We start from the raw sequence: 16,273 nt of genomic DNA on the forward strand, positions 1-16,273 counted from the left end.
TATATTTGCTCAAATAACTACCATTTTTTGTCTAGGAGTGAAGAGTATGACTACACCAATGGAAATACTGGAATTTGATTATGTTAATCCCGTCAAATGTATTTATCATCGGCCGATTGGAAAAAAATATGTCGTTCCACATTGGCATGAAGCAATTGAAATTACGTATGTTGCTAAAGGAAACCCGGGAACTATGTTTATTGAGGATCAGACATATCAATTAGAGCAAGGGGATGTTTATGTTATTAACTCTCGCTTGATTCATGGTTTTGATACGAAGATAACTAATAGTCAGCGAATAGTTACTTTGTTGATCAATTATGGTTGGCTACGACATTGTTTACCAAAAACTGTTCGCAATAAAAGTTTTTCTTTAATTAAACAACCAAAAAAAGACAGCCAATTGGCTGCCTTCAGGGAGTTAGTAGGTTTAATAAATAATATCAAGGATTATCAATGTTTAGATACTAGCGAGGATAATCATCTGCACCAATTGTCAATGTCGGTAGAACTAATCAGTGTTTTAGTAAAGAATTTTACAGTTGATCAGGAATTGCAACATCAAATACCACAGATAATTGCTCAAGTGATTGAAGATTTTCATCAGCAATATCAAAATGAGATTCAATTATCAGATATGGCTAAAAATTATAATTATAGCTATGCTTATTTTTCGAAATTATTTAAGCGCTATTTAGGTATCTCACCTAAGAAGTATTTGACCTTATTGCGGGTTCAAAAGGCGGCAGAAATGATTGAGACGAGTGATGACAAGTTGAGTCAGGTAGCTTTAAAAACTGGTTTTCCTGATGAAAAAAGTTTTTATGCTGCTTTCAAAGCTAGGTATCGTCAAACGCCTTTGGAATATCGTAAGAAATTACAAAGTATCACCTAAATCAAGTCACTGCTAGCACCTTTAGTGTCGACAGATAATAAATGAGTTTCCCAATTTGGGAAGCTTTTTTTTGTTTCCTCAATAATTTTTTGAGCATCATTGAGATTAGAGGTAATTGCCATCAAAGTTGAACCACTACCACTGATGTAAAGAACACCACCATCTTTTTGACAAATAGCTTTAACCATTGAATAGTCGGGAATCAATTTACTACGGAAAGGTTCATGCATTTTATCGATAATAGCTTGACGGATCAATTGCAAGTCACCATTTTCTAAAGCTTTGGAAAGAGCTACGGCATGTCCAACTTGGTAACTGACAGTTTGATAATCCATCGATTTGGGGAGGACCTGACGAGCTTTTTTGGTACTAAGTTGGTAATCAGGAACTAAGGCTACAAAGAATAAATCCGAGGAAACTTTAAAAGCAACATTTTGAATATTTTCTTGGCTATCGGTAAAAGAGACATTCAAGTTGCCTAAGATGGCAGGAGCAACATTGTCGGGATGTCCTTCCATTTCAGTTGCTAGAGTCAAAATTTCTTCTTTATCTAATGGAGAGTCGAACCACAAGTTAGCTCCCATCAAACCACCAACGATGCAAACAGCTGAACTGCCTAACCCACGAGAAACGGGAACGTGATTATCGATAGTAATTTTTACGTTAGGAACTGGATGATTGAGAAATTGGCAACCGTGAACAAAAGCCTGATAGATCAAATTCTGTTCATTTTGAAACTGTTCATCGCAGCCATTTATGATCAATTTCTGAGAGCTTTGTTCAAAGTCAATAATCGAATAGAGTGAAACGGCTAAACCCATGCAGTCGAAACCAACACCCAGATTGGCACTCGTAGCGGGGACTTTAATTCTTATCATAAAAATCGGCCTCGACTTTCTGCTGAATATAGTCTTCCATTTTATCTTTATCAATAACATCATCATGCAAAACTGGCAAATTCCAAACTTCAGCGAGATTTTTAGGGATTGGTAAATTAGTTTTTTCATGGATAGCTTGCATAGCGTCGAAGTCATTGTCAATTTTTTGCTTGAGAATTGCTTCTGCCACCACATGAGTGAACTTATAAGGACTAGCAGTACTGAGTAAAATCATTGGTGTCTCAGAATCTTGCTTTTGGTAGTCACGCATAACTTTGTAGCCGACTGCAGTGTGAGGATCCATTAAATAGTTGTCTTTTTCATAAACTTTTTCAATTGCTTGTTTGATTTCTTCATCAGTACTGTATCCGCAATAGAAATCCTTTTGAATCTCGGCGAGAACTTCGGGTTTAACTTGATACTTACCAGAGCTTTCCAATTGATCCATTAATTGTTTAACGTATTTTGTATCTTCGCCACTCTTGTAGTAAAGCAATCTTTCAAAATTACTAGAAATTTGGATATCCATACTAGGAGCAAAAGTCTTTAGGAATGGACGATTGCGGTCATAAATACCAGTTTGGAAAAATTTTGTTAAAACGTTATTTTCATTACTGGCGACGATAAATTTTTTAACAGGCAATCCCATTTGTTTAGCATAATAGCCAGCTAAGACGTCACCGAAGTTACCAGTTGGAACGGTGAAATTAACTTGATCACCTAATTTAATTTGACCTTTTTCTATTAGTTGTATATATGAAGCAAAGTAGTAAACAACTTGCGGAATCAGACGGCCAATGTTGATGGAATTAGCACTTGAAAGACTGATATTTTCGCCTAGTTTTTGTTTGAAGCTTTGGTCGTTGAAAATTTTTTTGACATTACTTTGAGCATCGTCGAAATTTCCTTTAATGGCAGTGATTTCTGTGTTACTACCAGTAGTTGTCTGCATTTGTAGTTGTTGGATCTTGCTGACACCATTGTATGGATAGAAGACCGTGATACCCATTTTTTCAAGATTCTTAAAGCCTTCAAGAGCGGCCTTACCAGTATCGCCACTTGTGGCTGTTAAAATCATAACTCTTTGATCTGGTGTTAAAACTTGTTTCATTAATTGTGGCAACATTTGTAGACCAATATCTTTGAAAGCACTTGTTGGTCCGTGAAATAATTCTAAAACATTAAAATCGTTAACTTTTTTGATAGGAGTTATAAGTGAGGTGTCAAAGCTATGATTATAGGCATTTTGGATACATTCTTCAATTTGTATTTCTGAAAAATCTGGCAATAATTTCATCAAAACAATTTTAGCGATTGCTTGATAATTTTTATGTACCAATTGTCCTAAATTTATTTTTAATTTTGCCAATTCTGGATAAACGAAGAGTCCACCATCATCAGAGAATCCCTTCTTGATTGCTGCTTTGGCAGGTAATTGCACCTGGTTGTCTCGTGTACTTGTATAATTTTTATTCATAATCATAACTCCTTGCTTTTCGAATATCTATATAGTAGACTGTTCATAAATTAAAAACAAGTGTTTATTGTCGATAGACACAAATAAAAGAAAACAGGAGGTTAAACCTATGAAAATTGCAATCTTAGGATTTGGTACAGTAGGAAAAGGCGTATATGAAATAGTTAAGAAGGCCAATATGCAAACCCAAAACCTCTCTGTAAGTCACATTTTGATTAGGAAAAATAAAATTCGGACAATGTCTGAGATGACAGATAATATGTCAGAAATTTTGAATGATAAGGACGTTGATGTTGTCGTAGAAGTAATGGGTGGCATCGAACCAGCTCATGAATATATCTTGGCAGCCTTAAATCATGGTAAGAATGTTATTACAGCTAATAAGGCTGTTGTAGCTATTTACTTGAAAGAATTCACAGAAGCAGCTGAAAGAAATCAAGTAAAATTTTACTTTGAAGCTTCTGTAGGTGGCGGTATTCCTTGGATTCAAGGTTTGGAAAAAGCTTTACGTATCGATAACGTTAATTCAATTTCTGGTATCTTCAATGGTACAAGTAACTTTATATTGGATCAGATGAGCAAAAAAGGTCAATCATTTATTGAAGTACTAAAAGAAGCCCAAAAACTTGGCTATGCTGAAGCTGATCCGAGCGCTGATATTGATGGATACGACATTGCTAATAAGTTGTGCATCAGTGCTGACATTGCCTACGACATTGATATTAAAAATCACCAAAAACTACCTATTTTTGGAATTAGAAACATCACTTGTGAAGATGTGAAGTATTTTCAAAAACGTGGCCTAGCAATTAAGTTGATTGGTCGTTCACATCAAAAAGACAACAAATTCGATTATGTAGTTGAACCAGCACTCTTTCTAGATCAAACATTGGAAGCTAATACTCCAGACAATTACAATTTGATTTCTTTAAATGGAGAAACAATTGGTAAACTAGACTTCTTTGGTCAAGGAGCTGGAATGTTGCCAACCGCTAATGCAATCGTGCAAGATATTTTGGACGTTAAAGAAAGAAAAAATCATTTGAAACGCGATTTTGATAAACGCATGGAATATTGTCCAGATTTAACTAAAGGTGATTATCTCTTGCGAACAAAGGTTGATGTCAGTGATCTATTTAAAAACTATCAAGTTTCAAAAGAAGGCTCATATTTAGCCGTTCATCAAATTCCTGTTGGGATGATGCACAAGTTAATGAAATTAGTTTTACAAAAGGATAAAACAGCCTTTATGGTCAGCCTTCCAGATCAGGAGGTTGCCTAATGAAAGTCGCAAAATTTGGTGGAAGTTCAGTAGCCGATGCTGGGCAATTTAAAAAAGTTAAACAAATTATTCAAGCAGATCCTGAAAGACAAATAGTCGTTGTCAGTGCTGCAGGTAAGAGTGCTAGTGAAAAAATCAAGGTTACTGATCTTTTGATAGACATGGAACGAGCTATTAAAAATGGTGACGATTTTTCTGAATTATTCTCAAAGATTAGTTCACGGATTTTAAAAATTAGAGATGATTTGGATTTAAAACTTGATATTGAAGCAAACTTAAAGGAAATTGCTAAACATTTAAATAGTTGTTCCCATGATTATTTGATTTCTCGTGGTGAATTTTTGACAGGTAAGATGATGGCTGAATTTTTAGGTTATTATTTCGTCGATGCTAAAGATATTTTGATTTTTGATGGTGACAATTTAAATTACGAATTATCTCGTCAAAAACTATTAATGATTTTACAAAAACATCAAAATATTTTAGTTCCTGGTTTTTATGGCAGCAACAAAGATGGTTCAATTCATCTAATGCCTAGAGGTGGTAGTGATATTACTGGGGCTATTTTGGCTAATTTAGCCGATGCTCAATTGTATGAGAACTGGACTGATGTGTCAGGAATCCTAATGGCCGATCCTCGAATCGTTGATCACTCAAAGAAAATCGATGTTTTAACTTATGAAGAACTACAAGAATTATCATATATGGGTGTCGGTGTTTTCCAAGAGGAAGCTGTGCGTCCAGTACGTCAAAAAAATATTCCAACAGAGATTCTCAATACTAATTGTCCCAGCGCTGGTGGAACTTTAGTCGTCGCTAAAGAGAAGCATTTGAATAACAATATTGTTACTGGGATTGCTGGTAAAAAAGATTATATAGTTATTACTATTAAAAAATATCGTTTGAGTAAACATTTGGAAGTTTTGCAAAAAGTATTAGCTGTTTTTCAGAAACAACATATTTCAATTGATTCGACTCCTTCAGGAAACGATGGTTTTAGTTTCTTGTGCCAACGTGGAGATATTGGCAATAAGTTAAAATTGATCATTCAAGAATTGAAGGCTAATTGTGGTGTTGATGCAGTTAACGTCCGGGAAAACATTGCTTTAGTGGCGGCTGTTTCATTGAAATTAAGTAGTCGTCCAGCCATTGCGGGAAGAATTCTTAATTACTTAGATGAAAGTCTAATTAAAGTGAAGTTTGTCTTCCAAGATGGTAGCGATATTAAAGTGGTTTTTGGTGTTAACAATGAAGATTACGAGAAAACAATTGAAAAAATTTATCATGAATCAATTAATTCAATCACACAAAAAATTTCCGCATAGAAAAAGCTCTCAAGGTCATACCTTGCGAGCTTTTTTTTAATGGTTTTGAGTTGAATAAGTGATTGAGTTGGCTAAAAATTCTTTGTCGTCAGGATCGGCTCCAACACGTTTATCACTATCTAATTTCTTAATTTGTTCCATTTCTTCAGGCGTTAAGTCAAAGTGATAGTCGAAAAGATCGATGTTTTCTTTGATACGACTTTCATGCGTTGATTTAGGAATGATTATTTCACCACGTTGGATGTGCCAGCGTAGGACAATTTGTGCAGGTGTTTTGTGGTGATTTTCAGCAATTTCTTTAATTACTGGATCTTCGATGACTTTATTTAAACCGCCGCCTAATGGACTCCATGATTCGTGAGCAATGTGCTTTTCTTGTAAATATTCATGAAGATCAGTTTCTTGCAAATAAGGATGTGTTTCAATTTGGTCGACCATAGGAGCAATCGTTGCTTTTTCCATTAATTGTTTGATGTGATGAGCTTTGAAGTTAGAAACTCCGATGGCTCTAACTTTGCCTTGCTTATAAAGATCTTCCATAGCGCGCCAATTCTCTTCAAAGCCTTCAGCTGGCCAATGAATTAAATAAAGATCTAAATAATCTAAGCCTAATTTTTGTAGAGAGTTGTTGAATTGAGCAATCGTTGCATCGTATCCTCGAACATCATTCCAAATCTTAGTAGTAATGAATAAATACTTTCTGTCGATGCCACTTTCTTTGATAGCTTTACCGACGGCCGTTTCATTATCGTAAAAACTAGCTGTATCGATGTGACGGTAGCCACTTTGAAGAGCCCATTTGACACTGTTTAATACTTCATCGTCTGACATTCTAAATACGCCTAGACCTACTTGGGGAATCATTACACCATTGCTTAATTCAATATAAGGAATATTTGTCGCCATAAATTTACCTCCTATGTTTTTTCAAAACTATTATAGCCCATTTATTTGTATAAAAAATGTATAAAGAATGTAAATGTTATATCTGATTATTTTACAGAAAATATATTTTTATTTTACATTCGTTTGTTACTCTTATGTTGCTCGAAAAAAACAAACAGAAAGTTGGGATTTATCTATGAAAAAAGGGCGATTATTAACCGCTGTTTTAGGGGTATTTTTACTACTCGCAGGGGTATTAACTGGATGTTCATCTAACAGTTCAGCATCACAAAAAGCTGGTAGTAAGGATAATAAGGAAATCACAATGGTTTTCTATCCAAATGAATCAGCTAAGAACTTCACTGCTTCACGTAAAGCTTTACAAGAAGAATTACACAAGGCTACAGGTAAGAAGATCAATATTCAAACGACAACTGATTACAACGTAGCAATTGCTGCTATTGCTTCAGGTAAAGCACAATTAGCATTCATGGGTGCCGATGGTTATATTCAAGCACACGCTCAAAACAAGAAAGTTGTTCCTTTGCTTCTACAATCAGGTCCAGATGGAACTACTAAGGGTGCTAGTTACCGTTCATATCTAATGGTTCAAAAAGATAAAGCCGATCAATACAAAAAAGATGGCAAGTACAATATCGACAAGATTAAGGGTGAAAAGATTTCATTCGTTTCAGCTAGTTCAACATCAGGTTTTGCCGTACCAACAGATGAAATTGCAAAGCATTTCAAACTAAAGAACAAAGACGAATTATCAGAAGGTGGCAAGTTCTTCAGTAAAGTACTATATGGAACAACTCACCCAGGCTCAGCTATTAACTTGTTAAAGGGTGACGCTGACGTTGCTGCATTTGATGACGGTGACCTAACACCATTTTTGAAAGTTACAGAAGGTAGCTACGATAAAGTTGGTTCAACATTTACAGTTCGTGATGATGCTGATGCACCATTTGCTGAATTCAAGGGTAAGCAATTAGTTAACTTATCAGTATTGCCAGTTCAAAATGGACCTTTCGTAGTTAACTCAGGCGCATTGAGCAAGAAAGATATTGATGCAATTACAAAACGTTTCACAACTAAAGAATTTACAGAAACAAAGGGTCTATTCTCAGATGGTAAGGGTAAGACACCAACACTATGGCAAAAGAAGAGTGACAAGACAATTCTTCTAAAAGTTGATGATGACTGGTACAAACCTACACATGAACTAGTTGGTAAATAAGAGAGGTATCTTATGTTAGAGGTTAAGAATTTACAAAAGAGTTACGAGAAAGACAAGCCAGCTTTGACAGACATTTCTTTCGACATTAAACCAGGGACTTTTGTTGCAATCATTGGACCTTCTGGTGCTGGTAAGACAACAATTTTAAGAAGTTTAAATCAATTGATCAAAGATGATGATGGTCAAATTCTTCTCGATGGTAAGGATATTCGCGGTGCTAATAAAGAACAATTGCGCAAATTCCGTCGTCAAATCGGGATGGTTTTCCAAAATTACAATTTGGTTGAAAGATTGACAGTTATTGAAAATGTTTTACACGGTCGATTAGGTTATAAGTCAACTTTGGCGGGTGTTTTTGGTAGATATACTCAAGAGGAAAAAGAAGAAGCAATGTCTCTTTTGAAAAAAGTTGGTTTAGAGAATTTTGCTTTAAAGAGATGTTCCGAATTGAGTGGTGGTCAAAAACAACGTGTTGGGATTGCCAGATCATTGATTCAACATCCAAAGGTTATTCTCTGTGATGAACCGATTGCTTCTCTGGATCCGGCCTCTGCACAAAATGTCATGGAATTACTGAAGAGATTGACTGATGAGTACAACTTAATTTGTATAGCTAACTTGCATCAAATCAATATGGCAAAAAAATATGCTGATCAAATTATTGGCATTAGAAAAGGACATTTAGTCTTTGATGAAGATGCCGATTTATTGTCAGAAGATATTTTGAGGACTCTTTATGATCAAGATATTACAAAGGAGCTTGAATAATGCAATCTCCTACAAATTTTTTAAAACGCAAAGGATGGCATCAGACAGCGATTATCGCAATTATTGGCGTTATCTATATATTCGCTAGTTGGATCCTGAGCTTCGATAATCTAGCCGGTTTCACTGCAATTCCCAGAGCTTTTGCTTGGTTAGGAGTTAATTTCAAACCAACAGCAAGTTCGACAGAATTCTTACCTAAAATTTGGCAAAAATTACTACAAACTGTTCTTTTAGCAATTTCTTCTACAGTAGTAGCATCAGCTATTTCTATCTTTGTAGCTCTATTGGGTTCCAAAGTTACAGGAATTAACGGGACGGTTCAGACAATTGTGCGAGGAATTGCTTCTTTCTTTAGAAATATTCCGTTAGTAGCTTGGTCTATGATTCTTTTGTTCTCATTTAAGCAAAGTGATTTTACCGGTTTTCTAGCACTTCTATTGCTATCAATCGGTTACTTGATCCGTGCTTTTATGGAAATTATTGAAGATGAAGCCAGTGAAACGATGTTAGCTTTAAAGGCCACTGGGGCTAGCTATTTCCAGGTTATTTTTCAAGCAGTTTTGCCACAAATTTTACCAAGTATTTTAAGTTGGATACTTTACATGATTGAGAATAATGTTCGTGATGCGACTTTAGTTGGTATTTTGACAGGTACAGGAATTGGTTTTATCTTTGATGTTTACTTTAAGAGTTTTCGATACGATGCCGCAGGAATGACCGTTTTAGCAATTATCATTGTTGTTATCGCATTAGAAACTATTTCCAATCAAATTAGGAGGGTGATTTTATGATCAATGCGGACGAACAAGTTATTTCAAAACCTAATCCACCGAAATCCCCTGAAATCAAATTGCACGAAAATAGTTTATCGAGAACAATGATTGTAGTTGTTTTTGCTAGTTTAGTAATTATAACTGGTTATACATTGATGCATTTAGATGCAGCGGGAATTCAATTGAACACTGCCTTTAAAGAGTTAGCCACAAATTTACAACAAATGTTTTTACAGCCTAGTGCTGGAACTGATGGCTTCATGCCTTTGTTACAAGCCTTAGCTGGTAGTGTTTTACTTTCGATTCTAACAACGATTATTGGTGCAGTTTTTGGATTCTTCTTTGCAGTTTTGGCATCTAAGAATTTGACTAATGCATACTTAGGAGCCGGAATAAGAGTAGTTATGGCAATTGTGCGAGCAATTCCAACGATTATCTGGGCTTTGATCTTTTCGATTATTTGTGGACTGGGTACTACAGCTGCAGTTTTGGGTCTGAGCTTTCATAGTGTGGCCTATTTAACTAAGGCATATTCAGAAAGCATTGAAGGAATTGATAAATCGACAATTGAATCATTAAAAGTAACCGGAGCAAAGTTTTGGGTCGTTGTTTTTCAAGCAATTTGGCCTACAATTATTGCCTCATTCGTTTCATGGACGTTCATTCGTCTAGAAATCAATTTTGCTAACGCGATTGCTGTTGGTGCCGCTGCCGGTGCTGGTGGAATTGGTTATCAACTGTTTGTTGCTAGTGGGATGAGTTTTGACTTCCACGAAACAGGATTGATTGTTTATCTAGTTATTTTTGTAACGTTTGCACTTGAGTTTATAGCGGTTAAAATTCGTCAAATGTATTTAAACCGTTAATTAGGGAGAAGATTTTATGATTGAAGCAGTTATATTTGATTGGGCAGGAACAACCGTTGATTATGGTAGTTTGGCACCTGTCATTGCATTTAAAAAGGCCTTTAAAAATGCCGGTATTTCATTAACTGATAATGAGATCCGTCGTGATATGGGGATGGCCAAATGGGACCATATCGGGAAGATATTGGAACTAGAAGATGTCAAACAACAATGGGAAAAAATGTATTCTAAATTGCCAACAGATGATGATCGTAAGAAAATTTACGAAGATTTTCAACAATCGTTGTTGCATTATTTGAGAGAAGATACTGACTTAAAAGCTGGTGTTTTGAAAACTTTCAATTATTTGAAGGAATATGGAATCAAGGTTGCTACGACAACAGGATATACTGCTGAAATGATGAAAATCGTTCAAGAAAAAGCTGCTGACCGTGGCTATACTCCTGAATTAGTGGTGACTTCAGAAGATGTTGACGGAGTTGGTAGACCATCACCAGCAATGATTCAATTCATTATGAAGAAATTCAATATCAGCGATCCTAAAAAAATCATCAAAGTTGGGGATACTTTGGTAGATATTAAAGAAGGTCAAAATGCTGGTGTCAAAACAGTTGGGATAGTTGAAGGAAGCAGTTTGATGGGATTGACACAGGTTGAATTCGATGAATTGAGTAATGAAGAACAAATTGCTAAACGTAATGAAGTCAAGCGTAAATTTGAATCAGTAAATGCTGATTTTGTAATTGATAGTATTTTGGATTTAGTCCAAATTGTAGAATATTTAAATGAATCGATGGATAAAAAATGGTAGAAAAAAATTATTTACTCTTAACTCCTGGTCCCTTAACAACCAGTGAAGAAGTAAAGCAAGCAATGGACTTTGATTACTGTACTTGGGATGATGATTATAAAAAAATCACTCAATCATTTCGCCATTCGCTTTTAGAAGTTGCACAGGTAAGTGACGAAGAGTATACGGCAGTCCCTATTCAAGGTAGCGGTACTTATGGTGTCGAATCAGTAATTAGCTCTACTATTTCTGATGATGATACTTTGTTGATTGCCATGAATGGTGCTTATGGTAAGCGTATTGGAGAGATGGCAGACATATATGGGATTAACCATGTTGATTTAGTTGTCGATGAAAGACAGCCAATTACTTTAGAAGCTGTTACAAAGTGTTTGGATGCTAATCCTGATGTAACTCATTTTGCGATGATCCACTGTGAAACTACGACTGGAATTTTGAATCCGATTGAGGATATAGTTCCTTATGTTAGTGGTAGAGGAGTAACAACAATCGTGGATGCTATGAGTAGTTTTGGCGGTATTCCAATTGATGTTAAAGCTAACAAGATTGATTATTTGATTAGTAGCTCCAATAAATGTATTCAAGGTGTTCCAGGATTCTCATTTGTCATTGCTAGAAAAGAAGCTTTGGAAAAAGCTAAGGGAATGGCAAGAACTTTATCTTTGGATCTTTACGGACAATACATTGAAATGGAACGTAATAATGGTAAATGGAGATTTACTTCACCAACTCATGTTGTTCATGCTTTCTATGAAGCTCTTAAAGAGCTAAAAGAAGAAGGTGGAGTAGAGGCTCGTCATCAACGTTATGAAAATAATCAAAAGCATCTTGCTACGGGTATGGAAGAACTTGGGTTTAAAGTTTTGATTGATGAAAAATTCCAGTCACCAATCATTACATCTTTCATTTATCCAACTGAAGATTTTGATTTCTATGCATTTTATCAACAATTAAAATCAGATGGTTTTGTAATTTATCCAGGGAAAATATCACAAGTTCCTACATTTAGAATTGGTAACATCGGTGAAGTTTATGATGAGGACATTACCAAGTTGCTTCTTGCAATTAAAGAAATTACTGAATAAATAAAAAGGGCTTGGCAATCTGCCAAGTCCTTTTTATTCAACTGGAATATCAATCTTTGATCTGTTTTCGCAATATCGTAAGTAGAGTAATTCACTACTTTCCCACCAAGCTCCGGCAAGTAGCATACTGCCGATTACATCAGTAGGAAAATGTCCATGTAGATAAACTCTAGAAATAGCAACTAGTATCAACCAAAGAATTAAAATGGTTTTATAGAGCCAATTAAATGATTGATTCTTTAGATAAGGTAAGATAAATAAAATAATTGCTAGGACGACTAAAGTAGTACCAAAGACATGACCACTAGGAAAACTATATCCAGTTGCAGGAATGATTTTTCCCGTAGGACGAGTTCTTCTAACAGTAATCTTTACTAGAAAAGCAATGATATTACCTGATATCAAAACGAATCCTAGCCACAAAGCACTTTTCTTACGTTTAACAAACCACAGGAAAACCATAATAATAATTAAATAAAAGACATCCATTACAGGTTTAGCCAAAAGCGTGATAAATTCGAAAATTTTGTTGTTAGTGCTATTAGTGATGTCAGCTAATAAATTTTGGATTGAATAATCAAAATTCGAAGTGATCTGACTATTAGTTACAATCATCAATTCTAATAAGAAGAACACGACAATGTAACTGAGAGCAAACCATTTTCGAGAGGAATTTTTTTTGAATATCAAAATAAGCGCTCCTTTTTCTTTAAGCCTTGATTGTAATATGTTTTTTATTATAATAAAAGTTTTTTATTATAAAATTTGAAATAATTTCCTCAAATTATAATTACATGATATAATCAGTCTTACTAAAAAGGAGGCGTAAAATGCTCACATTAATGGCGGCCAGCTCAAGTAGCTCGGCACCTTTATTAATTGCTATTGGAGTGGCAATTTTAGTTATTATTTGGTTATTTATCAAAACTGGAATTGCTTTACTTCATCATCCAATAATTGGAATTATCTTGATTCTTTTAGGGGTATTAGGATTATGGAACTACTTGATTATTGGTATTGGGGTAATTGTAGGTGGGATAGTTTTCTTAGTCATATCACAATTCTTTAATAATTAATCTGAAGCAGGACAATTTGTCCTGCTTTTTTTAATCAAAAAAATATCGTTTATAAATACTTAAATCTATATTAAAGATATGAAGGTGAAAAAATGTTAACGATATTAATTGGTTTGATAATTGGAATTGGTTTGCCAATCCAAACAAGTATTAATTCTCGACTAAAAATTTCAGTGGGATCGCCCTTTGTAGCTTCGTTGATATCATTCTCATTAGGAACATTGTTTTTGGCACTTATTACGATATTTATTGATAAGTCGTTATTCTTCCCTTTAACTCTATTTGAAAGAGAACCAGTTTGGCTATGGTTAGGCGGCTTGTTAGGAGTGATTTATTTAACATCCAATATTCTTTTATTTCCTAAACTCGGTAGTGTGCAGACCGTAATAATGCCAATTTTAGGGCAGATAATTATGGGGTTAATAATTGATAACTTTGGACTGTTTGGTTCACTAGTTAAGCCATTGAAATGGAATAGAGTTGTTGGAGCAATATTGGTAATTGTTGGTGTAATTGGAGCAGTATCCATCAACCAAATCATTGCGTATCGTCATAAGCAATTTTTACCTGATAAATCAGATAATCTTTGGTTCTATCGTTTAATTGGAATAGTGGTGGGGATGTTTAGTGCTACGCAAACTGCTATTAATGGTCATTTAGGAATAGTTTTAAATTCTTCAGTTAAAGCAGCTTTTGTTTCGTTTTTTGTCGGCACAATTTCTCTGATTGTTATCGTTACAATAATTCATCCACATTTAAATTTTCAAAGAAGTAAAGAGACTCCTTGGTGGATCTGGTTAGGTGGATTTATTGGCGCACTATTTGTCTTAGGAAATGTTTATTTGGTCCCCAAGATTGGGACAGGATTAGCAGTAGTGATTGTATTGGTTGGATTGATTATTGGTAGTTTATTGATAGATCAATTTGGTTGGCTTAATTCAAATAAGAATCCCATTGCTTTTGCTCAAATAGTTAGTTTATTAATTATGATTTTTGGTGTAATTATCATCCGACTTTTATAAGTAACAAGTTAAAAAGTTAACAAGAAAGATTATTTGATTTTTTATCAAAAGTATTCGATGATAGCGTTTACAAGGGTAGACGATAAACCTATTTAAAAAAGAGGGAAAGTGTAATTATGACAAAAATGATAGCTGGACAAGCTTTAGTAAAAGTTCTTGAAGATTGGGGCGTCGACCATATTTATGGTGTACCTGGCGGTTCTATCAATCATACTGTTGAAGGTCTATATTTAGAAAAAGATAAAATTAAATATATTCAGGTTCGTCATGAAGAAGTCGGTGCTATTGCTGCTTCATCCGATGCTAAATTTACTGGAAAAATTGGTGTTGCTTTTGGTTCAGCAGGTCCTGGTGCCACTCATCTATTTAATGGTTTGTATGATGCCAAGATGGATCATGTTCCCGTATTAGCTTTGGTAGGACAAGTTCCTCAAGAAAACATGAATACTAATTATTTCCAAGAAATGGATGAAGGACCTATGTTTGAGGATGTGGCAGTCTACAATCGTACCGTCACGACCTCTGAACAAATTCCTTACGTAATCAATCAAGCAATTCGTGAAGCTTATCGTCAAAATGGTGTAGCGGTAGTTATTTTGCCTGAGAATTTGACGACTGAAGAAATTGACTATGTACCTGCTAAAACTCCAAAAATTGTTAAAAATAATTACTCACAAAAAATTGATCAAAAAGATATCGACAATACTTTGAAACTTCTCAAGGAAGCTAAGCATCCACTAGTTTATGCTGGTCGTGGTTTGTTAGGAGCAAAAGAAGTTTTGACTAAGTTTTCGGAACAGTTCAATATTCCAGTGATGAATACCGTTCCAGCAACTGGAGTGATCAGTACTGACCATCCTAATTTCATTGGGACTTTTGGACGTTTAGGAAGTAAATCAGGGTTTGAAGCCTTGCAACATACGGACTTGATTCTCTTTATCGGTTCAGAATTTCCATTTGCCAGATTTTGGCCAGAAGGCGTCAAAATTATCGATGTTAATAATAATCCTTATGATATTGGAAAGACAGTCGATGTTGACTATGCTGTCATTGCCGATGCTAAGAGTTATTTACAAGCTTTGATTGATACTAAAGAGACTTTACCAGCAGGTACTTGGTTGAAAGCTAATCAAGAAAATAAAGCTAACTGGGATAAGTGGTTGGATAAATTAGCTGAAGATGACAGTCAAGGTTTGAATCCAGAGACCATTACCAAGAAAATTGCCGAAATGGCTGGTCCAAATGATACTTACGGTGTCGATACTGGTAATGTTTCTGAATTTGGTGTCCGTGGTTTGCCAATGAATCACAATCAACGTTTTGCTTTATCAGGTTTGTTTGCCACAATGGGCTTCGGTCTACCAGCAGGATTAGCTGGGGCTTTGAGTGTGCCAGAAGGACAAGCTTGGACATTGTCAGGTGACGGTGGTTTTTCAATGGTTGCACCAGACATCATTACGGAAGCTAGGTATGGCTTGCCAGTAATTAACGTAGTCCTGTCTAATGAAAGATTAGGCTTTATTTACTATGAACAAGTAGCTTCCAAACAACATCTGTATGGAGTTGATCTGACCGGTGCCGATTGGGCCAAAGTTGCTGAAGGTTTAGGTGGAATTGGATTCACTGTCAAATCCATCAAAGATGCCGATGAGGTTTTTGCCAAGATTAAAGAATTGCAAGCTAATGGCAATAAGAAACCAATTGTAGTCAATGCTGTTATCAAACAAGATGATCCGGTAGCGACAGCCTTTATGCCTTTAGATCCAAAATTGTATGGTCAAGAAGCTGTAGATGCATATGCTAAAAAGTACCACATTGATGTTAAAGAACAACCATCTTTGGGAGAAATTTTACGAGCCCAAGGAGATAATGATTAGATTGAACTATCAG

Annotated in this window: 16 protein-coding genes; 12 read left to right on the forward strand and 4 right to left on the reverse strand. The window is 35.2% G+C overall.

All coding sequences use genetic code 11. The features are described 5' to 3' along the window. Nucleotides 1-46: 46 nt before the first annotated feature. Entirely contained in the window at nucleotides 47-895 is an 849-nt protein-coding gene (locus FFM65_RS01760; RefSeq protein WP_119317355.1) for an AraC family transcriptional regulator, read from the forward strand. Here the strand turns inward: FFM65_RS01760 and thrB are convergent. Both thrB and thrC read right to left on the reverse strand, forming a co-directional pair. After that, entirely contained in the window at nucleotides 892-1,773 is an 882-nt protein-coding gene (gene thrB / locus FFM65_RS01765; protein WP_119317356.1) for a homoserine kinase, read from the reverse strand. The two genes, FFM65_RS01760 and thrB, sit on opposite strands and share 4 nt — an antisense overlap. Continuing rightward, nucleotides 1,760-3,250, reverse strand: a complete 1,491-nt coding sequence (thrC, locus tag FFM65_RS01770) for a threonine synthase (protein WP_119317357.1) — start codon at nucleotides 3,248-3,250, stop codon at nucleotides 1,760-1,762. Before thrC ends, thrB begins: the two co-directional genes overlap by 14 nt. Before the next feature lie 109 nt (nucleotides 3,251-3,359). Here thrC and FFM65_RS01775 point away from each other — a divergent pair, with 109 nt between their 5' ends. Continuing rightward, nucleotides 3,360-4,532, forward strand: a complete 1,173-nt coding sequence (locus FFM65_RS01775; RefSeq protein ID WP_119317358.1) for a homoserine dehydrogenase — start codon at nucleotides 3,360-3,362, stop codon at nucleotides 4,530-4,532. After that, complete coding sequence (locus FFM65_RS01780; protein WP_119317359.1) at nucleotides 4,532-5,857, forward strand: aspartate kinase; 1,326 nt, start codon at nucleotides 4,532-4,534, stop codon at nucleotides 5,855-5,857. Before FFM65_RS01775 ends, FFM65_RS01780 begins: the two co-directional genes overlap by 1 nt. 36 nt (nucleotides 5,858-5,893) lie before the next feature. Here FFM65_RS01780 and FFM65_RS01785 read toward each other — a convergent pair whose 3' ends face one another. After that, nucleotides 5,894-6,763, reverse strand: a complete 870-nt coding sequence (locus tag FFM65_RS01785; protein WP_119317360.1) for an aldo/keto reductase — start codon at nucleotides 6,761-6,763, stop codon at nucleotides 5,894-5,896. Nucleotides 6,764-6,938: 175 nt separating this feature from the next. Between FFM65_RS01785 and FFM65_RS01790 the strand changes: the two genes are divergently transcribed. The 6 genes from FFM65_RS01790 to phnW are packed head-to-tail and all read left to right on the forward strand — an operon-like array spanning nucleotide 6,939 to nucleotide 12,285. After that, the gene (locus FFM65_RS01790; RefSeq protein ID WP_119317361.1) at nucleotides 6,939-7,982 is read left to right on the forward strand and encodes a phosphate/phosphite/phosphonate ABC transporter substrate-binding protein; all 1,044 of its coding nucleotides are present in this window, start codon (nucleotides 6,939-6,941) and stop codon (nucleotides 7,980-7,982) included. Nucleotides 7,983-7,994: 12 nt separating this feature from the next. After that, nucleotides 7,995-8,750, forward strand: a complete 756-nt coding sequence (phnC, locus tag FFM65_RS01795) for a phosphonate ABC transporter ATP-binding protein (protein ID WP_119317362.1) — start codon at nucleotides 7,995-7,997, stop codon at nucleotides 8,748-8,750. After that, entirely contained in the window at nucleotides 8,750-9,541 is a 792-nt protein-coding gene (locus tag FFM65_RS01800) for a phosphate/phosphonate ABC transporter permease (RefSeq protein ID WP_119317363.1), read from the forward strand. Before phnC ends, FFM65_RS01800 begins: the two co-directional genes overlap by 1 nt. Then, nucleotides 9,538-10,389 carry a PhnE/PtxC family ABC transporter permease gene (locus FFM65_RS01805; protein ID WP_119317364.1) on the forward strand — a complete coding sequence of 284 codons (852 nt, stop codon included), beginning with the start codon at nucleotides 9,538-9,540 and terminating at the stop codon, nucleotides 10,387-10,389. The genes FFM65_RS01800 and FFM65_RS01805 overlap by 4 nt, the downstream gene beginning before the upstream one ends. 16 nt (nucleotides 10,390-10,405) lie before the next feature. Further along, on the forward strand, nucleotides 10,406-11,200 hold the full coding sequence (phnX, locus tag FFM65_RS01810) for a phosphonoacetaldehyde hydrolase (protein ID WP_119317365.1): 795 nt from the start codon (nucleotides 10,406-10,408) through the stop codon (nucleotides 11,198-11,200). After that, entirely contained in the window at nucleotides 11,194-12,285 is a 1,092-nt protein-coding gene (gene phnW / locus FFM65_RS01815; protein WP_119317366.1) for a 2-aminoethylphosphonate--pyruvate transaminase, read from the forward strand. Before phnX ends, phnW begins: the two co-directional genes overlap by 7 nt. A 33-nt stretch (nucleotides 12,286-12,318) precedes the next feature. On the opposite strand, the gene FFM65_RS01820 is transcribed toward phnW, so the two are convergent. Next, complete coding sequence (locus tag FFM65_RS01820; RefSeq protein WP_119317367.1) at nucleotides 12,319-12,975, reverse strand: phosphatase PAP2 family protein; 657 nt, start codon at nucleotides 12,973-12,975, stop codon at nucleotides 12,319-12,321. A 140-nt stretch (nucleotides 12,976-13,115) separates the two neighbouring features. Here FFM65_RS01820 and FFM65_RS01825 point away from each other — a divergent pair, with 140 nt between their 5' ends. The 3 genes from FFM65_RS01825 (at nucleotide 13,116) to spxB (ending at nucleotide 16,260) form a co-directional block, all read left to right on the forward strand. Then, nucleotides 13,116-13,361, forward strand: a complete 246-nt coding sequence (locus FFM65_RS01825) for a hypothetical protein (protein WP_010018619.1) — start codon at nucleotides 13,116-13,118, stop codon at nucleotides 13,359-13,361. 92 nt (nucleotides 13,362-13,453) lie between these two features. Next, entirely contained in the window at nucleotides 13,454-14,383 is a 930-nt protein-coding gene (locus tag FFM65_RS01830; protein ID WP_119317368.1) for a DMT family transporter, read from the forward strand. Nucleotides 14,384-14,499: 116 nt separating this feature from the next. Next, complete coding sequence (spxB, locus tag FFM65_RS01835) at nucleotides 14,500-16,260, forward strand: pyruvate oxidase (RefSeq protein WP_119317369.1); 1,761 nt, start codon at nucleotides 14,500-14,502, stop codon at nucleotides 16,258-16,260. Nucleotides 16,261-16,273: the final 13 nt, after the last annotated feature.

It is taken from the genome of Companilactobacillus formosensis (assembly GCF_005405305.1).
Taxonomy (GTDB): domain Bacteria; phylum Bacillota; class Bacilli; order Lactobacillales; family Lactobacillaceae; genus Companilactobacillus; species Companilactobacillus formosensis.